This is a genomic window from Planotetraspora thailandica, assembly GCF_016863335.1.
Taxonomy (GTDB): domain Bacteria; phylum Actinomycetota; class Actinomycetes; order Streptosporangiales; family Streptosporangiaceae; genus Planotetraspora; species Planotetraspora thailandica.
Genome location: NZ_BOOR01000057.1, coordinates 67,626 through 84,008, shown reverse-complemented (window position 1 = coordinate 84,008; position 16,383 = coordinate 67,626). Strand labels below are relative to the sequence as shown.

At 68.5% G+C, this 16,383-nt stretch carries 18 protein-coding genes; 11 read left to right on the top strand and 7 right to left on the bottom strand.

The annotated features are described in order from the left end of the window. The 4 genes from Pth03_RS31545 (at nucleotide 1) to Pth03_RS31530 (ending at nucleotide 2,545) form a co-directional block, all read left to right on the top strand. Nucleotides 1-615: a GNAT family N-acetyltransferase gene (locus Pth03_RS31545; RefSeq protein ID WP_203948078.1), complete on the top strand. Its 615-nt coding sequence runs from the start codon at nucleotides 1-3 to the stop codon at nucleotides 613-615. A gap of 87 nt (nucleotides 616-702) precedes the next feature. Next, nucleotides 703-1,629: an SPFH domain-containing protein gene (locus Pth03_RS31540; RefSeq protein WP_203948077.1), complete on the top strand. Its 927-nt coding sequence runs from the start codon at nucleotides 703-705 to the stop codon at nucleotides 1,627-1,629. 2 nt (nucleotides 1,630-1,631) lie between these two features. After that, nucleotides 1,632-1,886 carry a type II toxin-antitoxin system antitoxin gene (locus Pth03_RS31535; protein WP_203948076.1) on the top strand — a complete coding sequence of 85 codons (255 nt, stop codon included), beginning with the start codon at nucleotides 1,632-1,634 and terminating at the stop codon, nucleotides 1,884-1,886. A 14-nt stretch (nucleotides 1,887-1,900) separates the two neighbouring features. After that, nucleotides 1,901-2,545 carry a GOLPH3/VPS74 family protein gene (locus tag Pth03_RS31530; RefSeq protein WP_203948075.1) on the top strand — a complete coding sequence of 215 codons (645 nt, stop codon included), beginning with the start codon at nucleotides 1,901-1,903 and terminating at the stop codon, nucleotides 2,543-2,545. 6 nt (nucleotides 2,546-2,551) lie between these two features. Here Pth03_RS31530 and Pth03_RS31525 read toward each other — a convergent pair whose 3' ends face one another. After that, entirely contained in the window at nucleotides 2,552-2,848 is a 297-nt protein-coding gene (locus tag Pth03_RS31525; protein ID WP_203948074.1) for a nucleotidyltransferase family protein, read from the bottom strand. Nucleotides 2,849-3,049: 201 nt separating this feature from the next. After that, on the bottom strand, nucleotides 3,050-3,655 hold the full coding sequence (locus Pth03_RS31520) for a TetR family transcriptional regulator (protein ID WP_203948073.1): 606 nt from the start codon (nucleotides 3,653-3,655) through the stop codon (nucleotides 3,050-3,052). A gap of 88 nt (nucleotides 3,656-3,743) precedes the next feature. On the opposite strand from Pth03_RS31520, the gene Pth03_RS31515 reads away from it, so the two are divergent. After that, nucleotides 3,744-4,601, top strand: coding sequence for an oxidoreductase (locus Pth03_RS31515; RefSeq protein WP_203948072.1), 858 nt, complete (start codon nucleotides 3,744-3,746; stop codon nucleotides 4,599-4,601). 37 nt (nucleotides 4,602-4,638) lie between these two features. On the opposite strand, the gene Pth03_RS31510 is transcribed toward Pth03_RS31515, so the two are convergent. After that, nucleotides 4,639-5,580: an SDR family NAD(P)-dependent oxidoreductase gene (locus Pth03_RS31510; protein ID WP_203948071.1), complete on the bottom strand. Its 942-nt coding sequence runs from the start codon at nucleotides 5,578-5,580 to the stop codon at nucleotides 4,639-4,641. A 257-nt stretch (nucleotides 5,581-5,837) separates the two neighbouring features. On the opposite strand from Pth03_RS31510, the gene Pth03_RS31505 reads away from it, so the two are divergent. Next, nucleotides 5,838-6,410 (top strand): TetR/AcrR family transcriptional regulator, encoded by a 573-nt coding sequence (locus Pth03_RS31505; RefSeq protein ID WP_203948070.1) that lies wholly within the window; start codon nucleotides 5,838-5,840, stop codon nucleotides 6,408-6,410. A 49-nt stretch (nucleotides 6,411-6,459) separates the two neighbouring features. Here the strand turns inward: Pth03_RS31505 and Pth03_RS31500 are convergent, their stop codons facing one another. Next, nucleotides 6,460-7,020, bottom strand: a complete 561-nt coding sequence (locus tag Pth03_RS31500; RefSeq protein WP_203948069.1) for a hypothetical protein — start codon at nucleotides 7,018-7,020, stop codon at nucleotides 6,460-6,462. Between the two features lie 312 nt (nucleotides 7,021-7,332). Further along, nucleotides 7,333-8,451 (bottom strand): aldo/keto reductase, encoded by a 1,119-nt coding sequence (locus Pth03_RS31495; protein ID WP_239119502.1) that lies wholly within the window; start codon nucleotides 8,449-8,451, stop codon nucleotides 7,333-7,335. Between the two features lie 103 nt (nucleotides 8,452-8,554). On the opposite strand from Pth03_RS31495, the gene Pth03_RS31490 reads away from it, so the two are divergent. From Pth03_RS31490 to katG, 3 genes are all read left to right on the top strand, one after another. Continuing rightward, a complete protein-coding gene (locus tag Pth03_RS31490; protein WP_203948068.1) occupies nucleotides 8,555-9,487 on the top strand; it encodes an AraC family transcriptional regulator in 933 nt (310 codons plus the stop codon). 142 nt (nucleotides 9,488-9,629) lie between these two features. After that, nucleotides 9,630-10,067 carry a Fur family transcriptional regulator gene (locus Pth03_RS31485; RefSeq protein ID WP_203948067.1) on the top strand — a complete coding sequence of 146 codons (438 nt, stop codon included), beginning with the start codon at nucleotides 9,630-9,632 and terminating at the stop codon, nucleotides 10,065-10,067. A 33-nt stretch (nucleotides 10,068-10,100) separates the two neighbouring features. Continuing rightward, nucleotides 10,101-12,332 (top strand): catalase/peroxidase HPI, encoded by a 2,232-nt coding sequence (gene katG / locus Pth03_RS31480; RefSeq protein ID WP_203948066.1) that lies wholly within the window; start codon nucleotides 10,101-10,103, stop codon nucleotides 12,330-12,332. 50 nt (nucleotides 12,333-12,382) lie between these two features. Here katG and Pth03_RS31475 read toward each other — a convergent pair whose 3' ends face one another. Beyond that, nucleotides 12,383-13,222 (bottom strand): helix-turn-helix transcriptional regulator, encoded by an 840-nt coding sequence (locus tag Pth03_RS31475; protein ID WP_239119501.1) that lies wholly within the window; start codon nucleotides 13,220-13,222, stop codon nucleotides 12,383-12,385. Nucleotides 13,223-13,288: 66 nt separating this feature from the next. Between Pth03_RS31475 and Pth03_RS31470 the strand changes: the two genes are divergently transcribed. Both Pth03_RS31470 and Pth03_RS31465 read left to right on the top strand, forming a co-directional pair. Further along, nucleotides 13,289-13,426 carry a hypothetical protein gene (locus tag Pth03_RS31470; protein WP_203948065.1) on the top strand — a complete coding sequence of 46 codons (138 nt, stop codon included), beginning with the start codon at nucleotides 13,289-13,291 and terminating at the stop codon, nucleotides 13,424-13,426. Between the two features lie 62 nt (nucleotides 13,427-13,488). Beyond that, nucleotides 13,489-15,639: a hypothetical protein gene (locus Pth03_RS31465; protein ID WP_203948064.1), complete on the top strand. Its 2,151-nt coding sequence runs from the start codon at nucleotides 13,489-13,491 to the stop codon at nucleotides 15,637-15,639. A gap of 11 nt (nucleotides 15,640-15,650) precedes the next feature. Here the strand turns inward: Pth03_RS31465 and Pth03_RS31460 are convergent, their stop codons facing one another. Beyond that, the gene (locus tag Pth03_RS31460; RefSeq protein ID WP_203948063.1) at nucleotides 15,651-16,238 is read right to left on the bottom strand and encodes a hypothetical protein; all 588 of its coding nucleotides are present in this window, start codon (nucleotides 16,236-16,238) and stop codon (nucleotides 15,651-15,653) included. Nucleotides 16,239-16,383 lie beyond the last annotated feature (145 nt).

Here is a 16,383-nt window from a genome sequence, read left to right as displayed (position 1 = left end):
ATGGCCGCCTCGCTTGATGTGCCCGTGCTCACCGGATCACTCGTCCGGCTGGAGCCGCTCGCGATGCGTCACGCGCAGGATCTGGCCAGGGCCGCGGAGGAGGACCGTTCCTCCTACGCCTTCACCCTCGTCCCCCGTGCCGACGAGATCGAGGCGTACATCGAAGGCCAGTTCGCTCGTAGAAGCGCAGGGCTGACGCCGTTCGCCCAGGTGCGGGTCCGGGACGGGATGGCGGTGGGCTGCACCGCGTTCTGGGATCCGCGCACATGGCCGGGCCGGGACGACCTGTGCGCCATCGAGATCGGCTGGACCTGGCTCGCGGCGTCGGCCCAGGGCACCGGAATCAACGCCGAGGCCAAGTTCCTTCTCTTCACGTACGCGTTCGAGACGCTCGGCGTAGCCCGGGTCGACCTGAAGACGGACGCCCGCAACATGCGGTCACGCCGCGCGATCGAACGGCTCGGCACACGATTCGAAGGCGTTCTGCACAGTTGGTCGCCTTCGTGGATGCCCGGCGAAGAGGGCACGTTGCGCGACTCTGCGATGTTCTCCGTGGTCGCCGCAGACTGGCCGGCCGTGAAGTCGGCGATGCACGCCCGCGTCTCCAGCAGGTAAGACAACCCTCCTTCTCACAGCGACGGGGCTCCTCTGGCAAAAGTGATATCACTTTGCTAGATTCTCGATAGACCCTGAGGAGGAGTCATGACAGATACACAAATCTCCGTCGACATGCCGACCCCGAAGATCGACGAGCGGACGGCACGGGCGGCCGCGGGATGGCCGATGCTGACGCTGGTCCTGGTGAGCCTGCTGGCCTTCATCGTGTTGATCCCGGTGGGGATCATCGTCACGGTCCAGCACAGCAGCGGCGCCGGGGTCGCCCTGCTGGTCGTTGCGGTGCTGCTCTTCCTGGCGGCCTGCGTCCTCGCCTCCGGGCTCACCGCGGTCGCGCCCGGCGAGGCGCGGGTGGTCCAGCTGCTCGGCCGCTACATGGGTACGGTCCGCACCCCCGGCCTGCGGTTCGTGGTCCCCTTCACGCAGAAGCGCCGGGTCTCGACCCGGATCCGCAACCACGAGACCGACGTAGCCAAGGTCAACGACGCCGACGGCAACCCGATCGAGATGGCCGCAGTGGTGGTGTGGCAGGTCGAGGACACGGCCAAGGCCGTCTTCGAAGTCGACGACTTCGTGGAGTTCGTCGCGTTCCAGACGGAGACCGCGGTCCGGCACATCGCCGGCAGCTACCCGTACGACGCACACGACGACATGCTCTCCTTGCGCCAGAACGCCGACGAGATCACCGCACGCCTGTCGGCCGAGATCCAGACCAGGGTGGCGTCGGCCGGCGTCAAGGTCATCGAGTCGCGCATCACCCGCCTGGCGTACGCCCCCGAGATCGCGCAGGCGATGTTGCGGCGTCAGCAGGCGGGAGCGGTCGTCGCCGCCCGCCAGCGGATCGTGGACGGCGCCGTCGGCATGGTGGAGGCCGCCCTTGCCCGGCTCGACGAGCACGACGTGATCGAACTGGACGAGGAGCGCAAGGCCACGATGGTCAGCAACCTGCTCGTCGTCCTCTGCGGTGACCGCGACGTGCAGCCAGTGGTCAACACCGGCTCCCTCTACCGCTGACCGTGGCGACCGAACGCAAGAGCATCCTGCTCCGCCTGGATCCTGCGGTGCACGACGCGCTGGCCCGCTGGGCCGGTGACGAACTGCGCAGCACCAACGCACAGATCGAGTTCCTGCTCCGCCGGGCGCTGGCGGACGCGGGAAGGCTCCCCGGCGGCGCCGGCCGTATCCCCAGACGTGGCCGGCCGCCGAAGACCGAGGTCCAGACTTCTGAGACACCGGAATCCGAGACCGGAGCGCCATCCAACGGCGATTGAGAGGAAGGCAACCCGTGGACGTTCCCCGCTCCCTGCCGGCGCAGCTGTACCTGTTGAGCTACGACTTCCGCAAACAACGGGTGATCACGCGCACCCGGTTCCCCTACCTCCTGCGCGCCGCGGCGCTCACCGATCTGCTGCTCGACGGACGGATCGCCGACGACAGGGGCAAGGTGCGCGTCGTGAGGGACGAAAGCTTCGGTGATCCGATGCTGGACGGCCTGCTGCGCCAGCTCGCCGCGTCGCGACCCCGGACATGGCAGCACTGGATCGGCAAGGACCACCGTGCGACGGCTCAGGCCGTACGGGACGAACTGGAGACCGGGCGGTGGATCCGGGTGGAGCTGAACCAGCCGTTCCTGATCTTCAACAGGACTTACGTGCGGGTACGGGACACCCGCGTGGTCAAGCGGCTCTCGTCGCAGGTCTCCACCGCCCTGACCGGCCCGATCTCCCGTGTCGGGGCACGGGACGCGGCACTCGTGGCGTTGGCGGCCGCGGGAGAGGTCGGAACGGTGCTCCCCAGGGCCAAGCGAACGGCGTACAAGCAGCGCATCAATCAGCTCACCGACCAGGGCGGGCCGGCCGCGCCGGAGTTGCGCAAGGTCATCCGGCAGCTCCGCGCGGCCTCCATGGCCGCGGCGAGCGCCGGCGGCTGAGCGGCGTCACGCTGCATACAGCACCTGAGCATCGTGGAGGACTTGGTCTCGGATGACCCAGTGGAGACCTTCCTTGGAGACCACATCGACCTTACGGCCAAGCAGATCCTCCAATTCCTCCTGGAAACCGAAGAACTCAATCCCGATGTCGTTGCCCGGTTTCAAAACGTAGAGGAGGTCGATGTCACTCTGATCTTCGTCTTCGCCACGCGCGACTGAGCCGAAGACAGCCAACTCGGCAACGCCGTACTTCTCACATAGTCTGACCAGCTGCGTGTAGACGGTTGTGAAGTCAACGCTCATGAGACCTCCCACCTTTCCGTGCTGTCACGTCAGCCGTGTTGCCGCACGAGATCGTTCCGCATGACCACCCGCCGGACGGTGGGCCGACTGACCTCCTCGTCCCGGCCGGCCCACGGGACGCGAGAGGTGCGCAACTTGGGGTACGCCGCACGCGGCTCGACCGCGACCCAGGCGACCTCGAGCGAAGGCCTCGCTCCGGATTCAGCTCGGGTCGGTGATGCGCCGTACGGCTTCGGCGAGTGCGGCGCGGTGCTCGGCCAGCCGCTCACCGGCCAGCGGATCGTCGCCTGCGGCGGCGTGCAACCCGGGCGGTGCGCTCAGCCAGCTCTCCGTCAGCCGGAGCACCATCGCGAACAGGTCCAGCGCCGGGATGCGGTCGCTGACCTTGCCGGCGCGCTGGGCCGCCGCGACGGCATCGACCTTCACCTGATAGCTCGCTCGTTCGGCAGCCGTCGGGTCCGCACGCTCGAACGTGCGCCACGCCGCCAGGCGTCGCGTCTGCGGGTTGGCCAGCATGTAGTCGAACCTCGCCACGGCGAACGCGCCGAGGTCCTCCGGCGTGAGCGGGACCGCCTCGGCCAGCGCGGCGATCTGACGCTCCAGGACGGCTCCGAAGAACTTGTCCTTGTCGCCGAAGTACACGTAGATCATCCGCTTGTTGGTGTCCGCCCGCTGCGAGATGCGGTCGATGCGCGCGCCGGCGAAGCCGTACTCGGAGAACTCCTCTGTCCCCGCGGCGAGAAGAAGTTCCCTTGTCGCCGCAGCGTCCCGGGGGCGGCCCTTCTTGGCTTCACTCGTCACGGCCATAGGTCGAGGGTAACAGAAGTAACCAGTCGTTGACTTATCTCGGAGAGTGTGTAACTATACGGTTACTTACTTATCGAGAAGGAGCATCATGCCTCTCCAGACCATCACCCTTGCCGAGGACCTGACGATCACCCGCATGGGCTACGGCGCCATGCAGCTCGCGGGCCCGAACGTCTTCGGGGAGCCCCGTGACCGCGCGGAGGCCCTCGCCGTACTCCGCGAAGCGGTCGAGTCAGGTGTCACCCACATCGACACGGCCGACTTCTACGGTCCCGTGATCACGAACCGGCTCATTGAAGAGGCACTCCACCCCTACGACGGCATCACGATCGCGACGAAGGTCGGAGCCCGCCGTGGCGAGGACGGCGCCTGGATTTCGTCGCTCGACCCCAAGGACCTCCAGGCGCAGGTGCACGACAACCTCGACCACCTCGGCGTGGACGCCCTCGACCTCGTCTACCTGCGGCTCGGCTCCCACGACGGCACGACGGAGGACTCCCTCGAAGCCGAGTTCACCGCGCTCGCCGAGTTGCGGCAGAAGGGCCTCATCAAGCACCTCGGTCTGAGCGGCGTCTCGTCGGTTCAGCTGACGGAGGCTCAGGGCATCGCCCCGGTGGTCGCGATCCAGAACCTGTACAACCTCGTCAACCGCCAGGACGACGAACTGGTCGCCCGTGCCGCCCGCGAGAACATAGCGTTCGCGTCGTTCTTCCCCCTCGGCGGGTTCAGCCCGCTGCAGTCGGACGTCCTGCATTCGGTCGCGGCCCGACTCGGGGCGTCACCCCAGCAGGTCGCGCTCGCGTGGCTGCTGCAGCGGTCGAGCACGTCGGTCGTGATCCCGGGCACCTCGTCCCGCGGGCACCTGCGCGAGAACATCGCCGCGGCAGACCTGGTGCTGCCGGCTGACGCCGTCGCCGAGTTGGACGCCATCGGCACCCAGGCCTGAGCGGCGGCATCACCCACCCGGGAGCCGGGGCCGCCGCTCAGCGCAGAAGTGCGATCGATACGTCCCAGAGGCGCGCGGCGTCGCCGACGTCGAGGGCGTGGGGACGCACGCCCGTCTCGGGGCCGGGATCCGTTGTGAGTTCGGCCTCATTGCAGTCCTCGAAGTAGCGGCCCGTCACACCCTCCACGAGTGGCGAGGCCGCCAGGAGGACGGACGTCGCCGCACCCTGTTCCATGGTCTTCCAGGGGTAGTTGTCGAAGATCTCCTGGATCTCGGGGGTGATGTTCTCCAGCTGATGACGCTGGAGATTGGTGCGGATGCCGCCCGGCATGAGGGCGTTCGCAGTGATGCCGTCGCCTGCCCACCGCTTGGCCGCTTCGACGGCGAACAGCACGTTGGCGGTCTTGGACTGCCCGTAGGCGAGCCAGGGCTCGTAGGCGCGGCGTTCGAAGTGGATGTCGTCGAAGACGATGGGCGACGTGCGGTGGCCGTTGGAGCTGACCGCGACGACGCGTGCGCCGCCGGCCTCGGCGAGAGCGCGGTGGAGGCCGAGGGCGAGATCGAAATGGCCGAGGTGGTTGGTGGCGAACTGCAGTTCCCAGCCTTCGGCGGTCCGGTGCAACTCGGGGAGGGCCATGATGCCGGCGTTGTTCACGAGGATGTGCAGCGGGCCCTGCCACCTACCGACGAACTCGGTGACGGACCTGCGGTCGGTGAGCTCGAGCGCCGCGGCGGCGACCCCGGTGTTGCCGGTCTGGGCGGTGATGCGCTCGGCGACCTGCCGGCCCGCGTCGGCGTTGCGGACCGCGAGGGTGACCTCTGCGCCTGCGGCGGCGAGCGCGCGGGCGGTCTCGGCGCCGATCCCGGAGGCTCCGCCGGTGATGACGGCGCGCTTGCCGGTCAGGTCGACGCCGTCGACGATCTCGGTGCTCGTGCTCTCGAAGCCGTACGGCGTCGTGAAGCGAGCGTGGTTGTCCATGTGTGCTGATTCCGTTCGCGTCTGCGCTCTGTGCTCGGCCGGGAGCGGTCGCGCGCAGAGCAGTACGATCTAACCGGAATGGATTCCGGTTCTTCAACATTAAGCGGAATCAATTCCGGTTGTCCACCGCGCCCGGCGGAACCCCTGGACACGGGCCGGGCCTGACCAGGGGCGCACGGCCGGTGTCGCGGGTTCACCGTATGATGACAACCGGAACCGATTCCGGATAAAACCTGTGCCGACCTGGAGGCCGAGTCGTGAGCGAACGCGCAGGACGCGGGCCACGCGCCGATGCGCTGCGCAACCGCGCGCGACTGCTCGCGGCCGCGTCGAACCTTTTCGTCGAGCGCGGGCCGGACGTTCCGTACATCGACATCGCAAAAGAGGCCGGGGTCGGCGTCGGGACGATCTATCGGCATTTCCCGACGCGGGAGGCCCTCATCGAGGCCGCCTACCGCTCCGAACTGGATGCGGTGTGCGAGGCGGCTCCCGAACTGCTCGGCTCCCTGCCGCCCGAACAGGCGCTGCGCACGTGGATGGACCGCTTCATCGACTACATGACCACGAAGATCGGCATGGGCGAGGCGATCCGAGCGGTCATGACGGCGGGAGGCAACCCCTATGCCCAGAGCAGGGACCGCCTCGACGCCGCGCTGGAGACCTTGCTCGCCGCAACTGTCGAAGCCGGCCGCACGCGCATCGAGATCGAGGCGGACGACGTGCTCATGTCACTCAGCGGCATAGCCATGGCAGCCGGCGCCCCCGACCAGCGCGAACAGGCGTCGCGAATGATCGATCTGCTCTTCGAGGGACTCCGCCGGCACGACTGACAATCCGGACAGTGGGAAGTTTGGGCTTATTCGCCCGGGAGCATCGTCCTCACTGGTTCGCGGACGCCAGCCGGGCGGCTCGTTTCGCCATGGACGGCTGGAGCTTCAACACGAGTCGATAGAGACCCCGCATCTGTGGAGGGTGTTCCTCCCAGTAGCTGAGGGCGTGACGAACCATCTCTTCTCCGCAGACCTTCGCCACCCTGCGGTCCAGCCCGTACATCCGCTGTCTCAAGGCGTACGGACTCATCACGACGACGACTGCCACAACTGCGATGAGAAGCGGAATGAACGAGTCGTACAGAATGACGAACGGGGCCACCAGGGTGCCGATCACAAGACCTATGACAAGGGCGCGCCTCATTGACACGCCGTCCTTACGGACGTGTTTGGCATCGGAGGCCGCGACAACCCACGCGATATCCGCATCCTGCAGACGCTCCGGCAACGCGTCGAAGGTGTCTCCGACGACGATCAACGAGTACTTCCCGCGTCTTTTCAGAATGCAGTCCGCTCCCTCTGGCGGCTCGCCATGGATGACGGCAGGGGGCTTGACACCGAACAGCCGGGACATCTCCTCAACGCGAAGACGAATCTTGTCCATATCCACCAGGCCATCTTCGAGGCCGCAGATCACGCTGCGATCGCGGCCTATCGACGGCACGCGAAACCGAGCGCCCGCCCGGGTCCATCCGATCGTGCCGACATCCGGACGTTGGTCCCGCCCGAAGGGGAGTTCGGACCCGGGCGCCACGGTGTCCCGCTGATCGTGCTGGCTGTGGCCTACGCACGCCACACCTGGGGACCTGGGCGGCTGTGGGTGCGGCTCCCATTCGTGCAGCGGCACCGCTGGATGATCTGACTTACCGCACTCGGCCACGCGAACAGGATCGGCGGACTGCGGTCCGCCGATCCTGTCTGCTCAGTAGCGGACGTCGCTCTGCAGCAGTGGCGGATACACGGTGGAGGTCTCGCCGTCGACGGTGGTCCCGGCGAACTGCAGCATCGCCCGCAGCGCGCCGTGCATCGGTGCCGGGTAGCTCAAGGTGGGGGCCGATACCTCGTCCAACATCCGCAGGTGTTCCGGGCTGAGGGTCACCTCCAGGCCGGCGAGGTTGTCCTCCAGATGGTCCACGCGCCGGGCACCCAGGATCGGTACGACGGTGCCTTCGCGGGCGCGCAGCCACGCCAGCGACACCGCCGCCGAGGTGGTCCCGAGTTCGTCGGCGACCGCGGCGACGGCGTCGATGACGGTGTACTCGGCCTCGCTGGGGCCGCCCACGTACGCCGTACGGACGGAGTCGGCGACCTCGGTGCCGCGCCGATATTTGCCCGACAGGAAGCCGTTCTTCAGCGGGCTCCACGGAACCAGCGCCATGCCCTGATCGAGCGCGAGCGGGGCGAGTTCGCCCTCGACGGTACGGGCGAGCAGCGAGTACTCGACCTGCAGCGCGATGAGCGGGGTCCAGCCCTTCAACAGCGCCATGGTCTGGGCCTGGGCGGTCACCCAGGCGGGTGTGTTGGAGAACCCGATGTAGCGGATCTTGCCCGCTCGGACGAGATCGTCGAGAGTGCGCAGGGTTTCCTCGATCGGGGTGTGACGGTCCCAATTGTGCAACCAGTACAGGTCCAGGTAGTCGGTCCGCAGTCGGCGCAGGGTCTCGTCGAGCTGGGCGATGATCGAACCGCGGCCCGCGCCACCCCCGTTGGGGTCCCCGGGGAAGAGGTTGAAGAAGAACTTCGACGCCAGCACGACGTGCTCACGCCGTCCGGGATGGGCGGCGAACCAGTCGCCGAGGATCTTCTCCGAGTGCCCGTTCGTGTAGAAGTTGGCGGTGTCGATGAAGTTCCCGCCGAGGTCCAGATAGGTCGAAAGGATCTTCTCCGACTCCTCGACGCTGCATCCGGCGCCTCCGGGATCCTCACCGAAGGTCATGGCGCCGAGGGCGAACGGACTGACCCGCAGCCCGGATCGGCCGAGGGTGACATAGTGGTCGAGCGGCATGATCGTGCTCCCGTGCGTGTCGGAATTCGTCACCATCATGCAAGCGTGAGCCGGGTGACCCCCGGTAGACCGATACACGCCAGGTCTTGCACAATCCTCTTCGCTTTGTGCCGATCGGGCTTGCCTTGCGTCGTCGCTGATGCTTCCGTGGAGTGTGCGCACCGCCCCCGACCTCCTGGACGAGATCCGCGGCCTCATCACGGCCCATGTCCGACCGGATCTGCAGACGCCGATCGACGGGTTGCTGTTGTCGAAAGTCGAGACGGCGCCGTCGGACCATTCGCTCACCGAGCCGCTGCTGGTCGTCATGGCCCAGGGCGGCAAACGGCTCCTGCTGGGCGACCAGGTGTACGAGTACCAGGCGGGCCAGATCCTGCTGGTCACCGCCACCCTGCCCGTCACCGGCCACTACATCGACACCAGCGCACAGACCCCGTCGTTGGGCATGGGCCTGGTGCTCCGGCCGGCCGCCATCGCCCCGCTGATGCTGGAGGTCCCGGCCGGACGATGGTCCCGCACCACGGCCGGCCCACCCGCGATCGCGACCGGCGATGCCGGCCCCGACCTGCTCGACGCCGCGGCCCGAATGCTGCGACTGCTCGACCACCCCGAAGACGCCCCCATACTCGCTCCGATGATCGAGCGAGAGCTCCTCTGGCGGCTGCTCACCGGCCCTCACGGCGGCGTGATCCGCCAGATCGGCCTGGCCGACAGCGGTCTGTCCCACGTCAACGGGGCGATCCGCTGGATCCGCGACAACTACGCCGAGCCAATGCGGATCTCCGACCTCGCCCGGTTGGCCGGAATGAGCCCGTCGGCGTTTCACCGGCACTTCCGCGCCATCACGGCCATGAGCCCACTGCAGTTCCAGAAACGCATCCGGCTCCAAGAAGCCCGCTCGTTGCTGGCCGCCCGTCCCGGCGATGTCGCCGGCGTCGGACATCTCGTCGGCTATGACAGCCCCTCGCAGTTCAACCGCGAGTACCGCCGCCTGTTCGGAGCCCCACCCGGCCAGGACTCCGCACGTCTCCGCGCGGACACCGTCCCGCACGACATCCGGCACCTGCCCTGACCCCTGGGCTCAGACACACACGCATCTCGTAGAAGACCGGGAACGCAGGTCACATCGGGCTAACGTCGTCCGACACATCACACAAACTTGGACCATTCATTGTCTTGGATGGTTCGTGTTTATGGCTGTAGTGTTTGGCGCCATGACCGCACCCACGTCTTCGACCGTCGCCGAGGAACTGCGCGGGGCGGGCCTGCGGGTGACGGCTGCCCGCGTCGCCCTGCTCGAGACCGTCCGCGACGGTGCCCACCTCGACGTCGAGGCGATCGCCTCCGGGGTGCGCGATCGCGTCGGCCATGTCTCCCTTCAAGCCGTGTACGAGGCCCTTCATGCGCTCACCGCGGCGGGACTCGTACGCCGCATCGAACCGGCCGGCAGCCCGGCCAGGTTCGAGGGGCGCGTCGGGGACAACCACCACCACGTCATATGCCGGTCGTGCGGTGCCGTCGCCGACGTCGACTGCGCTGTCGGCCACGCTCCCTGCCTGACTGCCTCCGACGACCACGGTTTCTCGATCGACGAGGCCGAGGTCGTCTACTGGGGCCTGTGCCCCGACTGTTCCACCGCCCGCAGTTCCTGAGCACCGTGATCCGCAGAGTTTGGAAGGATTCCCATGTCTGAGAACCATGATGAGATCGTCGTAGAGGCGAAGACGGAGGGCGAAGGCGGCTGCCCCGTCGCGCACGGGCGCGCCTCGCACCCGACTCAGGGCGGCGGAAACCGCCAGTGGTGGCCGGAGCGGCTCAACCTGAAGATCCTCGCCAAGAACCCCGCCGTGGCCAACCCCCTCGGCGAGGAGTTCGACTACGCCGAGGCCTTCAACTCCCTCGACCTCGCGGCCGTGAAGCAGGACATCCTGGAGGTGCTGACGACCTCGCAGGACTGGTGGCCGGCCGACTTCGGCCACTACGGCCCGTTCATGATCCGTATGGCGTGGCACAGCGCGGGCACCTACCGGATCAGTGACGGCCGCGGCGGCGCCGGTGCCGGTCAGCAGCGGTTCGCCCCCCTCAACAGCTGGCCGGACAACGGCAACCTCGACAAGGCCCGCCGTCTGCTGTGGCCGGTCAAGAAGAAGTACGGCCAGAAGATCTCGTGGGCCGACCTCATGATCCTCACCGGCAACGTCGCCCTGGAGTCGATGGGCTTCAAGACCTTCGGCTTCGCCGGCGGTCGTGCGGACGTCTGGGAGCCCGAGGAGGACGTCTACTGGGGCCCCGAGACCACGTGGCTCGGCGACGAGCGTTACACCGGCGACCGCGAGCTGGAGAGCCCCCTCGGCGCGGTCCAGATGGGCCTCATCTACGTCAACCCGGAGGGCCCCAACGGCAACCCGGACCCGATCGCCTCGGCCCGTGACATCCGTGAGACGTTCCACCGGATGGCGATGAACGACGAGGAGACCGTCGCCCTGATCGCGGGTGGCCACACTTTCGGCAAGACCCACGGCGCGGGCCCGGCGGACCACGTCGGCGTCGCTCCCGAGGGCGGCGCGATCGAGGATCAGGGCCTCGGCTGGAAGAGCAGCTACGGCACCGGTAAGGGCGCCGACGCGATCACCAGTGGCCTCGAGGTCACGTGGACCAGCACGCCGACCCAGTGGGGCAACGGCTTCTTCCACAACCTGTTCGCCTATGAGTGGGAGCTGACCAAGAGCCCCGCCGGTGCGAACCAGTGGGTGGCGAAGGCCGGCGCCGGCGCCGGCACCATCCCCGACGCCTACGACGCGTCGAAGAGCCACGCCCCGACGATGCTGACGACCGACCTCGCCCTGCGGTTCGACCCGGTCTACGAGCAGATCTCGCGCCGCTTCTACGAGAACCCCGACGAGTTCGCGGACGTCTTCGCCCGTGCGTGGTTCAAGCTGACCCACCGCGACATGGGCCCGGTCGTGCGCTACCTGGGCTCGGAGGTTCCGTCCGAGACGCTGCTGTGGCAGGACCCCCTCCCCACGGTGACGCACGAGCTCGTCGACGCCGAGGACGTCGCCGCCCTCAAGGGCCAGATCCTCGCCTCGGGCCTGTCGGTGTCTCAGCTCGTGTCCACCGCGTGGGCGTCTGCCTCGTCCTTCCGCGGCAGCGACAAGCGCGGCGGCGCCAACGGTGCGCGCATCCGCCTGGAGCCGCAGCGCGGCTGGGAGGTCAACAACCCCGACCAGCTCGCCACGGTGCTGCGCACTCTGGAGGGCATCCAGGAGTCGTTCAACGCGTCCCAGTCCGGGGGCAAGCAGATCTCGCTGGCCGACCTGATCGTGCTGGCCGGTGCCGCTGCCGTCGAGCAGGCCGCCAAGAACGCCGGTTACGACGTCGAGGTCCCCTTCACGGCGGGCCGCGTGGACGCGTCGCAGGAGCAGACCGACGTGGAGTCGTTCGCCGCGCTCGAGCCGGCCGCCGACGGGTTCCGCAACTACCTCGGCAAGGCCAACCGCCTGCCCGCCGAGTACCTGCTGATCGACCGGGCGAACCTGCTGACCCTGAGCGCCCCCGAGACGACGGTCCTCGTCGGTGGCCTGCGCGTCCTGGGCGCGAACTCCCAGCAGTCGCAGGTCGGCGTCTTCACCGCGACCCCCGGGTCCCTGACCAACGACTTCTTCGTCAACCTGCTCGACCTGGGCACGACGTGGAAGGCGACGTCCGAGGACCAGACCACGTTCGAGGGCCGCGACGCCGCCACGGGCGAGGTCAAGTGGACCGGCAGCCGCGCCGACCTCGTCTTCGGTTCGAACTCCGAGCTGCGTGCGCTCGCGGAGGTCTACGCGAGCGATGACGCGAAGGAGAAGTTCGTGCACGACTTCGTCGCGGCGTGGACCAAGGTGATGGACCTCGACCGGTTCGACCTGGTCTGATCATGTGACGTCCAGGTCGGCCCGTACCGGCCGACCTGGACGTCCCTCCGCTAGTGGTTGACCTTGCTCAGTTCGGCCAGTGCGCGCTCGGACGGGGTGCCGGGCTCCGCCTGGCCGACGATGAGTTTCTGGCCGGGGACGCTGTTGATGTCGAATACCTCGAACTGAAGAGTGATCAGACCGACTTCAGGGTGACGGAAGCGTACGGCCGGGTTGGTCTTGGTCTCCACATCGTGGCGAGCCCATATCCGGCGAAACTCCGGGCTCTCGGCCGAAAGTTCTTCGATCAACTCTCGAATGGACGCGTCGTCCAAGTCCGGCCCGGCCACTGCCCGCAAATGTGCCACCTTGGCACAGGCCTCTTGTTCCCAGTCGGGATAGAACTCGCGTGACGCGGGGTTGAGGAATTGCATCCGTATCAGGTTGTCGCCGTGAACCAACCCTGCGTAGAGGGCGACCGCCAGCGGATTTCTGGCCAGCACGTCCCACCGGCGATTCACCACGAACGCCAGCACGTGATCGGACCCCTCCATCAACTGCAACATGTCCGGACGGATGCGATCCGCCTCGCCGGACGGCCCGTGGTGGTGTTCCCGGGGGCGAGCGAGATCATGGAGATGCGCGGCGGCCTCAGGGCCGAGCCGCAGGACTCTCGCCAGGGCGTCGATCACCTGATCGGACGGCTTGCGTTCTCTTCCCTGTTCCAGCCGGACGTAGTAGTCGATGCTGACCCCGGCCAGCATGGCCACCTCTTCGCGGCGTAGCCCTGGCGTCCGGCTGCGTTCGTCAAAACGTGTAAGCCCCACCTGATCAGGCGTCGTGACCTTGCGCCGAGCGCGGAGGAACTCACCGAGTGGGCTTCCCCCCATGGTGACAAAGTACGTCGTCACGACTCAGGGAAGCCTGGGTGCGCTACACCCAGGGTGTACGGACTACCAGTCCCAGGACCGAGCTCGATGAAGGGCCGGCCGGTCAGCATGCCGATCTTCCTCGGCCTGCGTTCTTGCGCCCTTTTCGCCCAAGCCGGATGGCGCCGGTCCACGACCTACCCTGTGGGCGGCGGCTACTCCGCCATGGAGCTCACCGCCGTCTGACGCCATCGTCAGGGCTAGGCTGACCCCCGATCACGCCGGATGACGGGGAAGGACGACGACGGATGACGGTGGCCGCCCTCGACGGCATTGACGACATCGACTGGTCCTCCCTCGGTCACGCGTACGGCTCGGCCGCGGACGTGCCGCAGACATTGCGGGACGCCGTCGGCCAGGACGAGGAACTGGCCGGGGAGGCCACCGAGCACCTGTTCGGCAGCATCTACCACCAGGGCACGCTGTACTCGGCGACACCATGGGCCGTGCCCTTCGTCGCCCGGCTTGCCGCTGATCCCGGCACCCCGAGGCGCGAGGGCCTGGTGTTCCTGCTCGGTTCGATCGCCACGACGGGTGACGCCGCCCCGCAGGTGCTCGCGGACGTGCGTACGGCCCTGGCCCGCGAGACCCGGCGGTTGCTGCCGCTGCTGGACGACCCGGATGTCAAGATTCGGCACGTCGCCACCTACCTGCTCGGCAACCTTCCCCCTGAGTCCGCGGCCGAGGTGGTGCCCGCGCTACGGACGCGGCGGAGGCGCGAGAGGTCGTCACGCGTGCTGGCGGGCCTGCTGGCCGCGGCCGGCCGTCTCGACCCTCCAGGCAGCGCCGCGTGGTTGGCCGACGAGTTGTCACCGGACAAGCCGTCCGCCGTCCGAGCCGGCGCGCTGTGGGCGATCGCCGACGCCGCGCTCCCGTGGTCGGACGCGGCTGCCGAGGCGGTCGTCGACTGCTGGCTGAACGGCGAGCCGCTGAAGAACTGGGTCTGGTCGGACGACCCCTTCAGGGACATCGTCGCGCGGATCGGCAACGTGCCGTTCTCCGATTTATGCCGCACGCTGTTCGAGCGGGGAACGGCCGAATCCGCCCGGGCAGCGATCGACGCGACCTACGAGCGATGTGTGCGGTCGCGCTCCGCCCGCGAGGAGTCGGGCCCACTGCTGGCCCTGGGGATCGACCACCCCGACCTCGCCGTCCGTGTCGCCGCCGCCAGGGCGATAAGGGACGTGCCCGCGGCTGCTCCGGCGGCCGCCGATTCCCTCGCGGCCTATGTCGCCGACCCGCCACCCGCAGCCGTCGAGGAAGTGAACTCGAACGAGGCGCGGTTGTTCGGCGCGGGCCTGGAGATCCTCATTGCCCTCGGCGATCCGCGCTGGCGCGAGCCGCTCACGACCGCGCTCACCGCGGGCCGGATCGCCCCCGACGTCCTGGGACTGCTCATCGACACAGGCGTGACCTGCGACCCCGGCCTGCTCACAGCGGTGCGGCGACGTCTGGCGACGCTGCCTCCGGAGTGGTCGGCGCAGGGTGGGGGCTACAACGCGCTGCTCGCCAGGAACCGGTGGCACAACGAGCTGAACAATCTGACCCGGCTGCTGCGCCACTGGGGTCCGGACGCGGCCGACGCCGTGCCGGAACTCATCCCGCTCATCCCGTACGACCAGTGGTGGACCGTCCAGGCGCTCACCGCGATCGGCCCCGCGTCCGCGGCGGCGGTGCCCGCGCTGACCCGGGTCCGCGACGACCCGGAGGCGTCCTGGCGGCGTCGCCTCCAATGCGCAGAGGCGCTCGCCGCGGTCACCGGGGACATCGGCCAGATGAGCGCCTGCGTCGCCGAGGCCGCCTCCGGCGGCGAACCCGTGGCGGCGGCGCGGACGGCGCTGCGTCACGGACTGCCCCTGGACGGTCTTCTTCCCGCGTTGCGCGACATCGCCGCCACCCCAGCAGGCGACGACGCGTCCGTCGTCCAGGTCCGGATCGAGGCGGCCCGGCTGCTGCTGGACGCCGGTGAGACCCACGCGCCCCTCCGTGCTGCAGCCGACGCGCTCGACAGCGGCAGACACGTGGCGGATGCGGCCGTACTCGCCGGCCTGATCGGACCGGCCGCCGCGGATCTCGTTCCGCGGCTGCGGGACCTGCTCGACGACCGTCACGACTTCGCCGACGCCGCGCTGGCGATCCGCCGCGTGACCGGCGAGGCCGCACCGCTCGTCGATGCCGTACGGCGGCGCCTCGCGTGGACAGGAGCCGGGAAATGGGTTGTCGAGTCGCTACGGGAACTGGGGGAGGACGCCGCCCCGCTCCTGCCCGAGCTGCGTGAGCTGGCCCACGGCGATGCCCGGATACCAGGCGGCGGCGTCTACGGCCGGCAGGCCCGCCAGGACGATGAGGAACGCCGGCAGCTCCTCACCGTCTTGGCAGAACTGGCCCCGATCTCCTAGCCGCTCACGGGTCAGCGGCGGCGGGCCAGCACGGAGATCGCGATCGCCAGCAGCACGAACCTGGCCGGTAGCGGGGCCAGCATCAGGACCCCGCCGATGATCGTGAGGATGGAGCCGAACCGGCCCGCGCCGGCTCGGCGCAGGGCGATGCCCAGCAGAATGCCGCCGGCGGCCAGCACCAGGAATGATGCGATGTAGCCGGCCTGAACGGTGTCGATGCCGGTGACAAGTTCGGGCGCCACACGAGCCAAGCCGGGCAGGGCGAAGAGTTGCGTCCACTGCCCGCCCGCCACCAGCGCCGTGCCGGTCGCCGCCGCGAACCACGCCACGAGTCCGAAGCCACGCCTCAGCGCTGGATACCGTATGGCGAGGCTCATCAGCCCGAAGCCCATGAGAACGAGCGCCACCAGTCCCGCGAGGGTCGAACCGAGCCCAGCCGGCGAGGTGGCCATCTTAAGATCGTCGCCGCCGGTCATGGCGATCGCGACGGCGAAGAGTATGACGCCCACGGCGCCTGCCGGGCCCGCCCAGAGCGATGCCGTACGCCAGCGGTCTTCCACCGGCGTGACCTGCTGCGGCGTTGTCAGCGCGTCAGTCATCGCATGTCTCCTTCCTGCACCGCGGCGCCGTGCCGCGGTCGTGGGTCGGAACGTATGCGGCGCGTCGCGCGCCAGACGTCCTGCGGCGGAGGTGAACATCTACTCCGCGAGGAGGAGGCGGATCCGCCGCGCGGAGGCGGCGGCG

Excerpts from the sequence above, each read along its gene's own strand:
- Pth03_RS31485 (WP_203948067.1), top strand. The coding sequence starts at position 9,630 with ATGACCGCACCCACGTCTTCGACCGTCGCCGAGGAACTGCGCGGGGCG.
- Pth03_RS31495 (WP_239119502.1), bottom strand. The coding sequence starts at position 8,451 with ATGGTGACGAATTCCGACACGCACGGGAGCACGATCATGCCGCTCGAC.
- Pth03_RS31460 (WP_203948063.1), bottom strand. The coding sequence starts at position 16,238 with ATGACTGACGCGCTGACAACGCCGCAGCAGGTCACGCCGGTGGAAGAC.
- Pth03_RS31515 (WP_203948072.1), top strand. The coding sequence starts at position 3,744 with ATGCCTCTCCAGACCATCACCCTTGCCGAGGACCTGACGATCACCCGC.
- Pth03_RS31525 (WP_203948074.1), bottom strand. The coding sequence starts at position 2,848 with ATGAGCGTTGACTTCACAACCGTCTACACGCAGCTGGTCAGACTATGT.
- Pth03_RS31465 (WP_203948064.1), top strand. The coding sequence starts at position 13,489 with ATGACGGTGGCCGCCCTCGACGGCATTGACGACATCGACTGGTCCTCC.
- Pth03_RS31520 (WP_203948073.1), bottom strand. The coding sequence starts at position 3,655 with ATGGCCGTGACGAGTGAAGCCAAGAAGGGCCGCCCCCGGGACGCTGCG.
- Pth03_RS31540 (WP_203948077.1), top strand. The coding sequence starts at position 703 with ATGACAGATACACAAATCTCCGTCGACATGCCGACCCCGAAGATCGAC.
- Pth03_RS31490 (WP_203948068.1), top strand. The coding sequence starts at position 8,555 with ATGCTTCCGTGGAGTGTGCGCACCGCCCCCGACCTCCTGGACGAGATC.
- katG (WP_203948066.1), top strand. The coding sequence starts at position 10,101 with ATGTCTGAGAACCATGATGAGATCGTCGTAGAGGCGAAGACGGAGGGC.
- Pth03_RS31545 (WP_203948078.1), top strand. The coding sequence starts at position 1 with ATGGCCGCCTCGCTTGATGTGCCCGTGCTCACCGGATCACTCGTCCGG.
- Pth03_RS31470 (WP_203948065.1), top strand. The coding sequence starts at position 13,289 with ATGAAGGGCCGGCCGGTCAGCATGCCGATCTTCCTCGGCCTGCGTTCT.
- Pth03_RS31510 (WP_203948071.1), bottom strand. The coding sequence starts at position 5,580 with ATGGACAACCACGCTCGCTTCACGACGCCGTACGGCTTCGAGAGCACG.